The sequence below is a fragment of the Streptomyces sp. NPDC002513 genome (assembly GCF_053595355.1).
On the sequence record NZ_JBSFXK010000079.1, the window covers coordinates 15,927 to 27,165 of the forward strand.

Genomic DNA, 11,239 nt, shown 5'->3' on the forward strand with positions numbered 1-11,239 from the left:
TAGCGGAGTCCTTTCACGCCGTGGCGGTCAGTTGGAGCACAGGGGTGCCGAGCCGTTCCGCCATCTCGTGGGGCCACAGAGCGACCGAATTCGAGCGGGTAGCGATCGGTACGGCCCCGGAGTCTGTCGCCGCCCGCAGCTCGGCCACGGAGGCGGCGGCCTCCTCCGGCTTATCGGGTATGGGTGCGGCCGGCCGCTGAGCGGCAGCGAGCCGCTGAAGGTCGCCGAGGGTGCCAAACCATTCCCGGAGTTCCTCGATCGCCTTCTCCAGCGCCTCGGCTTCCGCGATCTTCGCCTCGATGGTGCGGAGCGTCTCCGCCATGCGGCCCGGATTGCGTGCCTCTGAGTACACGGCGGCCTGGTCGTGCACGTGGAGCTCGTCGGCATAGTGGGCTTCGAGCACCGCGCGGAGAGCGGCCTGTGTCCGCTGGTTGCCCGCGTCCGACATCTCCGAGCGGCGCCAGTCGTCGGTCTTCCTGCGGAACCTGAATCGTCCCGCGTCCTCTGGCTTGGTGATGTGGTACAGGTTCGTGTCGTCCAGGTCGATGCCGTTGATGGTCAGGTGGGCGGTCCGGGTGGAGTGCCTGCCCGAGCTGACGAACAGGTTGACCTCGCTTGGCAGAAGCTCGAAGTCCTTGTCCCGAGTGAACTGCGGCTGGACATGGACCAGGCCCGCGATGCGTGGGCCGGTGATCTCGTAGGAGGTGGTCCACGCGCGCTCCCGCTCGGGTACTCCGTCGCTCGCCACGCGGCGCACGGTGACATTCCCGTACTCGGTCTCGATCTCAGTCGTGGCGTTGGGGTTCATGTTCTTCTCCTTCGGGCGGTTATAGATCTTGGTGAGGTAAGTGCGGAGCCGGTCTTCCCACGGCTGTTCGAGGAGGGCGCCGATGACGACACAGCTCATGGGCGGGGCGACGACATCTCCGATCTGCTGCGTGCAGCTCGACCGGGATCCAGTCCACGGGTAGCCGGGGCTGAAGCCGACCAGGAGTCCGGCCTCGTCGAGCGAGAACTTCCGGTCCTTGTCGTGCTCCCAGTACCAACCGCGGATCTTCGAGGTGATGCCGGTCGCGGGCTTGTCCGCGGTCCAGCAGTTCCCGCCCGCCGTCTTGCGGACGCCTCGGGTGTTGACCCGGATGCCGGCGGGCCAACCGAGGGCCTCGGCGGCCGTGGTGGTCGACAGGGGCTGCTTGGGGGTAAGGACGGCCATGTCGACGTAGGAGTGCCGGGCCGCCATTAGGAAGACGCGCTTCCTTCGGGATGCGAGCCCGTAGTCCACGGCGTCCAGGACGCGGTACTCCGCGCTACACCAGTCCGCCGACCACAGCTCTTCGCGTATCCCGTCGAGGATCGTCTCCGGCAGGGCCGAGCTCTGTTCCATGGCCAGCCAGCGGAGGTTGTCCCACAGGGCGGTCAGGGTGAGCGACCAGATCAGCACCTCGGCGATCAGGCCGATCCGCTCGTCGGTCATCTCGGCTATCGGGGCCCGCACCTCGTCCAGGGTGAGCAGAGGGCCGGTGAAGCTGGAAAGGCCGTCCCAGTCCGGGTTGCCGCAGATGAGGCACTCCCCTTGCCATTCGCACGGACCGCTGTCGTGCCAGTGCCCAAAGGTCGCCTCGAAGGCCATCGTGAACACGTCGAGCAACAGGTCCTGATTCCGCGGGTCCAGCCCGGCCCTCTTCCCTGCCGGGGTCCAGCACTGGCAGGGAGCCGAGACGATCAGCCCGCGCACCCAGCGAAGGGCCGGATGCTTCGGGTCCAGGCTCCGAACGTCCGCGACGATCCGCTTGAACCCCGCCGCGCGAGCGGTGGCCGAGGCGTCGTTGTGCAGTTCGATACCAACGGTGTCGAGGTCGTGTTGGAGCACGTCGCGCACTCCGGCATCCCAACCTCCCGGCCCCGCGAAGAGGTTGATCACGCGGTCTGGATCGCCCGGCTCCGGAGGGAAGAGCCAGTGCGCAGGCCAGGGAGCCGCGATCTCGTCCAACTCCTCGGGCGATCTGTCGTCGAGGTCCAGTTCATCAGGGGTTCCGAGTGCCCCAGCCGTGTCGAGACATATAGGGGACATCAGTCCAGGTCCACGGTCTCGACGCTGGAAAGCCAGTCGGCAACGGTCTCCCAGTGGTAGCCGGGGCATATCAGGCCGTCGCCCATGTAGATGGGGCGACCGCAGCCGGCGCACTCGTACGGCTTGCGGTCGATGTAGCGGATAGGGCCGCCGCACTCGACGCAGCGGACGACGTTCTCGGGCGGTTCGGTCTGCGCGGGGGCAGAGGTAGGGGGCATCGGTATCCTTGGAAGCGATGCTGGCTGGCATCATCAGGCGAAGCGCACCACCGCTTCGCGACCCGCCTCACCAGCGGGTTTCGCCAGGCGCCCGTCCCCCGCCACTTCCGATGGCGAGGGGCGGGCGCTCTGTGTCACGACCGATCAGGCGTCGGTGCCGTACACATCGATCACTTCGCGATCGACGTTGTGGGCGTCGTCCGCGTTGACCTCGCTGGCCCAGAGGTCCTCGTGATCGTCGAGCCACTCCTGAAGGGCCTCGTCGTCGTCCACGATGTCGACGGGGACCGCCAGCTCGGCTTCCACGTCGACCGTCACGGTCTCCTGGACCTCGAAGCGGACAGTTACGGCTCGCGTCTCAAGCACGGTTGCTCCCAGGTGGATTCGATTGCGGCACGGGCCGCAAGTCAGGTCTTCGTCGAGTAGCTCGGCCACGTCGCGGCACTCGACGCACGGAATTTGATTGAGGGCGTGCATCACCGAGCGGCGTTCTCGATCACGGGGCGATACCAGGTGCAATCGGTGTCGGGCCAGCCGTTCCGCTTGCCCCACTCCCGGCGGCGCTGAGCGGCGCACGGCTCGCATATGAATCGGTCGCCGAGCAGGCCGTTCATCCAAAGCCCACGTCGACGCAACCGGGGAGGGCACTCCTCACAGAGGCCGCCACCGCGGATGTGCTGATAGGCAAGGAGGGCTTTCCCAGTGTGCGGGGAGGTGCTCTGCACCATGGCGTGCCCGTCCCGCTCTGCGAGTTCGTGGGCACGGTGGAAGGCGTCAATGAAGCCGTAGTCCCAGAACTCCCCAGCGCTCTCAAACTGTTCGTCACAGTAGAGGCCGTGGCTGTTGGCGTTCTTCACCGCGCAGACGAAGACCTCGTACTTCCAGCTCACTTGCCGCCCCCGTTAAGCAGTTCCAGGAGCTCCTTCACGAGCTGAGTCTCGTATGGGGTGACTGTGCGGACTTCCTCATCGGGAAGCATCTCGATCGGTAGGGCGAAGACGAGCGTCTCGGCCGCGTCCGCGAGGGTGCACAAGGTGTGCCACTCGTCGGTTCCGGGGTCGTAGTCCTCCCGCCACGCCTCGACCTGGCGAGTGATCTCCAGTACGGCGCGGGCCTTCTTCTTGATGTCGTGCATGTGTCCGCCTTTCGGGCAGCAGTCAGGGGCCGCCCCCGTCCGAGCGGGGGGAGCGGGAGCGGCCGATGAATGAGGAGTCAGGCGCTCAGCACGCGGCGGCGCTGGCCGACACGGGTCTGCCCGAGGTCGGCACGGTTGGCCGCTTCCTGACCGGCGGCGTATCCGGTACCGCGTCGTGTCGTGTTGCGTCCCGAGCTACGGGCGTCGGGGTAGGCGGCGTTAAAACGCGCCATTACCACACTCTTGCGGTCGGCGACGACCAACTCAGCGGATCGACCCGAGGCCGCTGCCGGGGCTTCCTGCCGTGCGCGGGCCTCGATCTCCTTGAGCCGGTCATGGACGGTCAGGATGAATCCGGCGATCCACGACTTCCGGTAGGTGATCAGCTTCTCCCCGAAGCCAGGGCGGCCCTGCCGCATGCCGTTGAACATCTGGAGCAGAAGCGAGGTGAACAGCATCTCCACCCGGTCGAGGTCGGATTCGTAGCCGAAGAGGTGGACCTCGGTCCTCCCTCGCCTCTTGTCCTTAGTGACCCCATGGCAGTTCAGGGCGTCGGCAATGTAGCCGAGAAGGTACATCCGGTCATTGGCGTATGCGCCCTCGACGACGATCACGCGGTCACCGGCACGGTCCAAAGCCGGATCGGAGTCGGCGAGCATCGCCCGCTCAATCCCATATTTCGCCATCATCTCAGCGGCCTTCGCGAAGTACGCCTCGGCCTCTGCGGGGGAGGCAGCGGGGTCTTCGGCCTTGGCCAGGAGTGCGCGTATTCTCGCGAGCATCGGATTCGACTGCTCGTTGTTGTTCATGTGTACCTCGTGGAACCTTGATGCGGCTGGCATCGTCAGGAAGCGGGAACCACCCCGCCCCGACCCCCGAAGGGGTTTCGCCAATGACTCACAGCGGCTGCTTCGTGGGGTCGCCAGCCAGAACGGTGGCGAAGTTGGCCATTACGACCGTGGCCAGTTGCTCAAGCTCCAATCCCTCGGTAGGCATCGGTGCACCGAGGACACGCAGGGTGGTCAGGGAGCGGGCGACTAGCCTTTCCATGTCGTTCGTGTCGACAAGATCGGCGCAGAGGTCGCAGGCACGCCAACGGCCATCGTTGGGGAGTGTGGCCAGCACGCCGTTTTCACTCAATAGGGCAACCTGAGCCCGGAGTTGGGGCATATACAGCCATCGAGCCATAGGCATGGAACAGAAGTCGCACTCGGACATGTGTCCTCTTCGAGTAGGTAGGAGCCGCCTCTCCCGGAGGGGGGATTCACCGGGAGAGGCGGAGAACAGGGGGATTCAGACGAGCTGGAGCTGTCCCACAATCGGAGCGTTGAAGTGATCGTTCGCGAGTTCACAGAAGTAGGCGTCCCGGTGCTCGGCGTAAATCTCGGCCGTGCGAATCCAAGAGACTTCGCCTTCGGATTCCTGGTACTTCAGCTCGTAGAGGTCTTCACGAGCGTGCTCGGTAATCGCTTCGCGGTCCGCATCGGTGTCATCCGGATATTCGCCGCAGGCTTCGCCGATCGCCTCTTCGAGGTTCTCGTTGAACACCTCATCTTCGAGCTGACTGTGATCGTCCTCGTCGAGGAATGGATACTCGTACTTGACGTACTCGGCCAGGGCGACAGCTTCACGGAAGGCGGCCGTGTAGCCCTTGCGCTTCTTGCCGCCCTCGTAGACCTGGACATAGAGGGAGTACGCGGAGCCGTAGTGGATCGACGAGCCGTCGACCTGGATCACCTGCTCGTCCGACCGGCGGGTATCCGTACGGCCGTTGTCGGCGACACAACAGATCAGGTCACGAGCAATACGGAAGTTCGACTTCGCGGCCAGGTTCGCCGGGTACTCGGTATACGTGAACATCTCGACATGAGTCGCTTCATCCTCGTCGCCCCAATAGGACGTACGCCACGACGGATACGCATAGTGGGGAGCTTCGAGACATTCCGCGTACTCGCGGAATGTCTCGTTGGAAATGTTGATCTCGCGGCGCATGTGCCTCGTCTTCCATGCTGAGCGGCTGGCTCATCAGGTCCCGGACACCACTCCGGGCACGACGCCCCGCACCACGGCGGTCGGGGCGTTTCGCCTGCGGGCAGCCGCCCCCACTTCGAATGGGAGCGACTGTCATTTAGCTAAGATCTCGCAATCGACCCTAGAAATAGCGCACAATCATGTCGTGGTCGTCGACCTCGACGTGATAGTCCGGCTCGTCGAACGACACGCCATCCCGCTGAACCTTGAAGTCGAGGAGCTCGGGCACGTCTTCCGCGCTGATCGGCTCACCGCCCTCACGACACAGGTCTTCGAGGGTGACCTCAATGGTCACCGTGGTCCGGTACTTCCGTGCAAGCGGGTCCAGGCCGAGTGCCTCCAGCAACTCGTCCGCCGCTTCGCGCTCGATCTCGCCCTCATCGAATGCCGAGTGCAACTGCTCTCGCACCTGGCGCTTGAGACGATCCGACTCCGCCCGCAGACGGGTAGCCTCCCCGCGCCACTGGTCACGCTCGTCCATCAGCTCAGCCATATCGGTATTCAGGCCGTTCGTCACCTTCGCCAGAAGCTCCGCCGCGTCACCCAGGACGCGGTTCTCCACGATCAGTTCGCCCACGATGCCCGAGGCGTTGTCCACGGCACCGGAGAACAGGTCACGCTCACGCGCCACCTCGAACAGTCGCTTCCGCAGGTTGGCGTTCTGCTCCCACAGATCGGGGTTAGTCAGCACGTCAGTCTGCTTCGTGAGGTTCACGCCGGACTGCATCTTGAACGCGTTGGTCATGTGTCTCCAATCGGATAGAGGTCGACCCTCGGCCGGCCCCGATGCACACCCCACCTCTTGATGAGGTGCTGTCACCCAAGCGCCACACCTTCTCGCTTGGGTCGCAGCACCCCACCGGACCCAGAAGTCCGGCGGGTGCATCCACGTTCACGTTCTGAAATGTGTCAGGCGCAGTCGCGCCATCGCTTCTCTTCGATCAGCGCAGCCAGGCATCCCGCCCCAATGGGCATTCGAGGACACAGGCCACCCGCCCCACATGGGCATTACAGGCGGCTCGATGGCTGCGAACTATTCGCATTCACTGTTGAGTTCTCAAGGATCGGGCGGTGCCTTTCTGTACCAACCCCTCTCGGGGTGGCCTCGGTCCGGCCGCCCCTGGCCAGTCGCCCAGCCAGGCCCGAGTTCGGCGCACTCGGAGCGCTCGGGCACTGCGGCCTTCGCTTCTCGCGCTGACCTTGCCGTACTCCCTGCAACAGCTCGCTTTGCAGAGCGGCCCCCGCTCCCTCGGGGATGGGGCACCCGATGCCCGGATGCTGGCGTGATGGTCATTTCCGCCCGGCCTGTCGGCCTTGCGGCGGTTCCGACCCTAGCGGATCTTCCCCGGTCTGCCAAGTTCTCGCATTCGCTCCAACTTGACTGCCTTGCCTGACAGTTGGCGGCGCCGCATCGTGCGGCCCGTTCTCGGTTGCCCGGTTCGGCGTGGTCCCCACCGTAGTCGGCGGCTTCCATTCGAGTCAAGTTCTCGCTTTCGCTGGAACTCGAAGCGGCTCAGCCTTGGGCTCTGCGCTGCGCGCCTTGCCCGCTGGCCCGTCCGCTTGCCGCCTTGCCTGCCTGCCTTGCGGCCGGTCGGTGTTGGCGACGGGTCAGAGCTTGGCGCACGGCGGCGAGCGAGCGCAAGTCTCGCAATCACGGACCGGTTGTCCGCCTTGGGGGGTGTGGGGGGGGTGCGTCAGTGTGCGGCGCGCGAGGGTAGCGGAGGCCCGGCCGGACCGTGCGGGGTGGGGGTATGACCCCCGGTACGGAAAACGCGCGACCGCCACGTCTTAGCCGCTCGGATTCTGCCACGGTTCCAGGGTCGACCAACGACGAAGGGCCCGCCTGCCACCAGGGCAAACGGGCCCGCACGTGCGTCAAAGAACGCACCGATTCGTCTGGCTGCCGACGCCTCAGCGAGGGCCGCCGTACCTTGGGGCGGGGCGGCGACTCAGGCCGCCTGAACTGCGCCGAGGTAGCGGTATCCGGTCCGCTCTGAGCAGCCGAGGCGTTCCGCCAAGGTCTTGCCGTTGACCTTCGTACCTTCGGACACCATGGCGGCGACGGTCTCCTTCACGACTGTCAGGGGGACCGCCTTCTTGGCACTGCCGTTGTGGCGGGGCTTGGGCTCTGACACCCCGGCGGTTGCCACTTCGCCGATCAGTTCCTCAGCCAATTCGTCGGCTGCGACTGTCAGCTCCTCGGCCGCCTCGGTCAGTTCGTCGAGGGTGTTCTTGACGCCGTGGGCCTTGGAGAGGAGGACTCGACCTTCGAGGTCAAGGGACTCGGCGAGGTCGGCTGCCATGAGAAGGAGGGACTCCTCCAGTTCGGCGATGCGCTGCTCGGCCGTCACGGAGGCCGGCGGGGTCGCTGCCATGTGGAGCATGTGTGCCACGACGAGCGGCGGCACCGCTGACACGACGGCGACGAGTAGCGGGGACGTTGCCATGTAGCTCCTGTCAATCAGGTGCGCCACGACCTGAGCTGACAGTGCCAGCCCGAGGGCGGCTCCGGCGCCGATGGTGGCAGTGACACGGCCTGGCGCTTGGGCGCGGCGGCGCACCTCCGAGATGACAGCGGCGCACGCGGCGTAGGCGGAGATGGACACCGGCATGAGCCAGGTGATCCAGCCGTGCCAGCCTGCCAGTTCTGCCATGCGGATCTCGCCAGGCACGGACATGACGAGGGCGGCGACGAGGACGAGCGGACGACCACCGGTGAAGACGGAACGGGCGTACCAGGGCATGTGCATCGAAGACATGGGCTTGCCTTTCAGGTCTACCGATGGCGGTCAGGCAGCGGCCAGGGCGGCGCGAACAAGGGCGCGGCCCCGCGTGTTGGTGTCGGTGGCTTCGTTGACCTGGGGCGCAGGCGTGTCGCTGTCAGTGCCAAGGAAGGCGGCGGCGCGGTCGAGCTCATCGCGGCAAGCACCGCACACGGTGCCTCGGCGGCCGAGTGGGAAAGGCGCGCGGCAGACCTCGCAGCGAGCACGGGTGTCCGGGGCAGGCTTCGGCTTCGGCTGTGGCCGGGCGGGCATCTGGTTCTTCAGCCGGTAGGAGATAAGCGCTGCGGCGCTGTCGACCTGCTCAGGGAGTCGCGTGGTCAATGCGTTGGTGATCTTCAGGGTGCTGTGCCCCTCGGTGAGCCAGGCGGCGGCGAGCGGGGTCAGGCGGAGCACTTCGCTGGTGCTGAGCTTCAGGCGCCGGTCGGCCTCGCCGAGTGCGGCGAGCGCCTGGGCGGCTCGGCCGGTTTCGGCGCCAGCCGGGTTGTGCCGGGTGTTGGGGACTTCCTCCTCCTGACGGGCCTTGGCCTGCTCGGTGCCCTCGCTGTCAGCGGCGGAGGGGTCGGGGAGGAGGTTCTTCCCTCGGTTCTTCTCTCCCTTGGGAGAGCCACCGACGGGCCGACCGTCCGGCTTACCGACCGCCGGAATGTGGTCAGTCGGAAGATCGGTGACGTGGGTCTCCGTGCACCACGTACCGGTGCTGGGGTTCTGGAAGCGCTCGCGGCGGAAGTAGCCCGCTGCTTCGAGCTGCCGGAACGCCTTGGAGACGGTTGCCCGCCCTTCCTCTACTGCGTCGGCAAGGGACTCGACAGTGACCTTCGCGTCGTCGGGCATGGACAGGAGCGTGACGAGTAGGCCGCGGGCGACCAGCGACAGCTTCTTGTGCCGTGCGGCCTGGTTGGGCACGACCACGAAGGCGCGGTCGTGACGGTTACGATGCACTCGCATCGAGAGACAACCCCTCTCGGTGTCGGCCCCGGCGAGGTGTTCGCGCACCTACGACCCGGGGCCGTTCGCTTGGATGCTGCGCAACCTACGCGATACTTTGACTACATGTCCACCCCGGTGACGACTGAGCCAAGATCTCGCCATCGGGGTGTGACGGGCATCACCTGCCGCCCTCTTTCCGAAAAGACGCCTCCGCTCCGTATACATAAGTAGAGGCTTGAGCGAATTAAGTTCCTCACCTATTGGGGCCCCTTCGGGGCCCACAGATCGAATCTCCTTCGCCGCTGTGACTTTCTCCCCCTGGCCCCTTCGGTGCCCCTCGGAGAAGACCTTCGCCGCTGCCCTCTTTCTTGAGGAAAGTCAAGTAATAGGGAGGGAAGTTGGCTTGGTCTACTTCAAGTCGAAGAGAACGTCTGCCATCGAACTGGGAGAAGATTCGGCGCCGCGTCCTGAACCGCGACGGCCATCAGTGCACAGCCAGAGACCAATACGGCGTGCGGTGTGCCGAGCCAGCCACCGACGTGGACCACATTCGACCCGGTGACGACCATCGAGAGGCCAACCTGACATCGCTCTGCGGGTGGCATCACCGGGTCAAGTCCTCCCGCGAGGGAGCCGCAGCCAAGGCTGCCGTACGTCGGCGCCACGACCGCAAGTTCCGCAGGACCGAGTCTCATCCGGGCCTGCTGTGAGCGCGCAGAGCTCCGGGCTTCGAGCCTGTTGAGCCGCGCCGGCCCCCGAGGTCTCCCCTCCCTCGGGGGCCTTGACTTGAATGGAGGTGGGCGAGATCCCTGGCCCCGTACCGAACCGGGAGGCGGATCTCGCCCGCCCCCGCGAACGCAAGGGCGGCGACGTGCAGTCGGTGACGCGCGGCGTCGCCCGGCCCACGAAAGTGCCGAACGGCGACCGTTCATGGCATCCCATCGCAAAGCGGCTGTGGGACTCGCTGAAGGAGTCCGGCCAGGCTGACTTCTACCAGGCGAGCGACTGGGCCCTGGCCTATTCCCTGTGCGAAGACCTCTCGTACTACAAACAGGCCGGCAAGCGGTCCGGTCAGATGCTCCAGACCATCTACTCGGCCTTCGAGCGGCTGCTCGTCGCCGAAGGCGACCGGCGCCGTGTCCGCATCGAGCTGCACGAGCCCGAACCCGAGGAGCAGTCCGCGGCCGTCCTCGCCATAGCCGACTACAAGAAGGACCTCGGGCTGAGGTGAAGATCGCGGCCGCGCCAGAGCAGAGGGGCGCTGCTGACGCGGCCAGTGATCACTTGTCGCCGCTCCGCTTCACTTCATCACGTACCGCGCGAAGAGAGCGAATGGCTGTGATCATCTTCTGTGACAGCGCCGGTACTTGATCGAAGAGGTGCCCAAGGACAGCGACACCTCCCGCAACCGAGGCCGCAGCGACAGTCACCCAACCCGCTAGTTCCATGTAGCACCTTTCGAGAGAGGGCGGTACGAGGCACCGGGAGGGCCTCCCGGATCCCCTCTGTCGGGGAGGCAGCCCCTTGTTCCGGCCCTTCGTAGCTCTCGATCTCGAATGGCAACTACACAGCTTTTCAGGTCAAGTTGAGAGTACCGGGCTTCGACGCCTCGTGTCTTGAGTACCGAGGAGGTGGGATATTTCCACCCTCTCAGTTGAAGAGATCGAGACCCTGGAGCCGTCCTTCCTGGGCCCCACCTGGGCGCACGAACCGGACGGTTCATGGAAACTCCCCCAGTACACGCTCGGCTGGCAGATCGCCGGTTGGTGCGCCGAGTACCTCAACGCGGAGGACGGCGGGCCCTGGCGCTTCACGCGCGAGCAACTGCGCTGGACGCTGTGGTGGTTCGCTGTCGACGAGAACGGTCGCTTCGTCTACCGCAAGGGCGTCTTGCAGCGTCTCAAGGGCTGGGGAAAAGACCCGCTCCTCGCCGTGATCGCCCTCGTCGAGTTCGTTGGGCCGTCGCGGTTCTCGCACTGGCCTCGTTGTTTCACGGCGGTAGCCGGTTGATCTTGCGTCCGTGATGTCGCGTTGATTCCTGTCCGGGGACGGTGCCGGTCAGGGGTGCGCGTCG

At 65.7% G+C, this 11,239-nt stretch carries 12 protein-coding genes and 3 other RNA genes; 1 reads left to right on the forward strand and 14 read right to left on the reverse strand.

Annotation, left to right across the window (positions count from 1 at the left end):
- Nucleotides 1–13: 13 nt before the first annotated feature.
- The 14 genes from ACWD5Q_RS32060 to ACWD5Q_RS32125 all read right to left on the reverse strand — a co-directional run bounded on the left by ACWD5Q_RS32060 (nt 14) and on the right by ACWD5Q_RS32125 (nt 9,147).
- Nucleotides 14–2,071 (reverse strand): DNA cytosine methyltransferase, encoded by a 2,058-nt coding sequence (locus tag ACWD5Q_RS32060; RefSeq protein WP_451430587.1) that lies wholly within the window; start codon nt 2,069–2,071, stop codon nt 14–16.
- Nucleotides 2,071–2,289, reverse strand: a complete 219-nt coding sequence (locus ACWD5Q_RS32065) for a hypothetical protein (protein ID WP_451430588.1) — start codon at nt 2,287–2,289, stop codon at nt 2,071–2,073. Before ACWD5Q_RS32065 ends, ACWD5Q_RS32060 begins: the two co-directional genes overlap by 1 nt.
- Nucleotides 2,290–2,307: 18 nt before the next feature.
- Nucleotides 2,308–2,375: hammerhead ribozyme type II (locus ACWD5Q_RS32070), an RNA gene on the reverse strand.
- A 58-nt stretch (nt 2,376–2,433) separates the two neighbouring features.
- Entirely contained in the window at nt 2,434–2,655 is a 222-nt protein-coding gene (locus ACWD5Q_RS32075) for a hypothetical protein (protein WP_451430589.1), read from the reverse strand.
- A gap of 110 nt (nt 2,656–2,765) precedes the next feature.
- Entirely contained in the window at nt 2,766–3,179 is a 414-nt protein-coding gene (locus tag ACWD5Q_RS32080) for a hypothetical protein (protein ID WP_451430590.1), read from the reverse strand.
- The gene (locus ACWD5Q_RS32085) at nt 3,176–3,424 is read right to left on the reverse strand and encodes a hypothetical protein (RefSeq protein WP_451430591.1); all 249 of its coding nucleotides are present in this window, start codon (nt 3,422–3,424) and stop codon (nt 3,176–3,178) included. Before ACWD5Q_RS32085 ends, ACWD5Q_RS32080 begins: the two co-directional genes overlap by 4 nt.
- A gap of 77 nt (nt 3,425–3,501) precedes the next feature.
- Nucleotides 3,502–4,233, reverse strand: coding sequence for a DUF2786 domain-containing protein (locus ACWD5Q_RS32090; RefSeq protein ID WP_451430592.1), 732 nt, complete (start codon nt 4,231–4,233; stop codon nt 3,502–3,504).
- A 20-nt stretch (nt 4,234–4,253) separates the two neighbouring features.
- Nucleotides 4,254–4,316, reverse strand: an RNA gene (locus tag ACWD5Q_RS32095) — hammerhead ribozyme type II.
- 5 nt (nt 4,317–4,321) lie between these two features.
- Nucleotides 4,322–4,642 (reverse strand): hypothetical protein, encoded by a 321-nt coding sequence (locus tag ACWD5Q_RS32100; RefSeq protein ID WP_451430593.1) that lies wholly within the window; start codon nt 4,640–4,642, stop codon nt 4,322–4,324.
- A gap of 75 nt (nt 4,643–4,717) precedes the next feature.
- Nucleotides 4,718–5,416 (reverse strand): hypothetical protein, encoded by a 699-nt coding sequence (locus ACWD5Q_RS32105; RefSeq protein ID WP_451430594.1) that lies wholly within the window; start codon nt 5,414–5,416, stop codon nt 4,718–4,720.
- A gap of 19 nt (nt 5,417–5,435) precedes the next feature.
- Nucleotides 5,436–5,512, reverse strand: an RNA gene (locus ACWD5Q_RS32110) — hammerhead ribozyme type II.
- A 64-nt stretch (nt 5,513–5,576) separates the two neighbouring features.
- Nucleotides 5,577–6,200, reverse strand: coding sequence for a hypothetical protein (locus ACWD5Q_RS32115; RefSeq protein WP_451430595.1), 624 nt, complete (start codon nt 6,198–6,200; stop codon nt 5,577–5,579).
- 1,204 nt (nt 6,201–7,404) lie between these two features.
- Nucleotides 7,405–8,214, reverse strand: a complete 810-nt coding sequence (locus ACWD5Q_RS32120) for a hypothetical protein (protein ID WP_451430596.1) — start codon at nt 8,212–8,214, stop codon at nt 7,405–7,407.
- A gap of 30 nt (nt 8,215–8,244) precedes the next feature.
- Complete coding sequence (locus ACWD5Q_RS32125) at nt 8,245–9,147, reverse strand: hypothetical protein (protein ID WP_451430597.1); 903 nt, start codon at nt 9,145–9,147, stop codon at nt 8,245–8,247.
- 808 nt (nt 9,148–9,955) lie between these two features.
- On the opposite strand from ACWD5Q_RS32125, the gene ACWD5Q_RS32130 reads away from it, so the two are divergent.
- A complete protein-coding gene (locus ACWD5Q_RS32130; RefSeq protein WP_451430598.1) occupies nt 9,956–10,396 on the forward strand; it encodes a phage terminase small subunit in 441 nt (146 codons plus the stop codon).
- Nucleotides 10,397–11,239 lie beyond the last annotated feature (843 nt).

What these genes read in the sequence shown, in the direction of transcription:
- ACWD5Q_RS32100 (WP_451430593.1), bottom strand. Translation starts at nt 4,642, where the DNA reads ATGTCCGAGTGCGACTTCTGTTCCATGCCTATGGCTCGATGGCTGTAT.
- ACWD5Q_RS32130 (WP_451430598.1), top strand. Translation starts at nt 9,956, where the DNA reads ATGGAGGTGGGCGAGATCCCTGGCCCCGTACCGAACCGGGAGGCGGAT.
- ACWD5Q_RS32090 (WP_451430592.1), bottom strand. Translation starts at nt 4,233, where the DNA reads ATGAACAACAACGAGCAGTCGAATCCGATGCTCGCGAGAATACGCGCA.
- ACWD5Q_RS32120 (WP_451430596.1), bottom strand. Translation starts at nt 8,214, where the DNA reads ATGTCTTCGATGCACATGCCCTGGTACGCCCGTTCCGTCTTCACCGGT.
- ACWD5Q_RS32115 (WP_451430595.1), bottom strand. Translation starts at nt 6,200, where the DNA reads ATGACCAACGCGTTCAAGATGCAGTCCGGCGTGAACCTCACGAAGCAG.
- ACWD5Q_RS32065 (WP_451430588.1), bottom strand. Translation starts at nt 2,289, where the DNA reads ATGCCCCCTACCTCTGCCCCCGCGCAGACCGAACCGCCCGAGAACGTC.
- ACWD5Q_RS32105 (WP_451430594.1), bottom strand. Translation starts at nt 5,416, where the DNA reads ATGCGCCGCGAGATCAACATTTCCAACGAGACATTCCGCGAGTACGCG.
- ACWD5Q_RS32060 (WP_451430587.1), bottom strand. Translation starts at nt 2,071, where the DNA reads ATGTCCCCTATATGTCTCGACACGGCTGGGGCACTCGGAACCCCTGAT.
- ACWD5Q_RS32085 (WP_451430591.1), bottom strand. Translation starts at nt 3,424, where the DNA reads ATGCACGACATCAAGAAGAAGGCCCGCGCCGTACTGGAGATCACTCGC.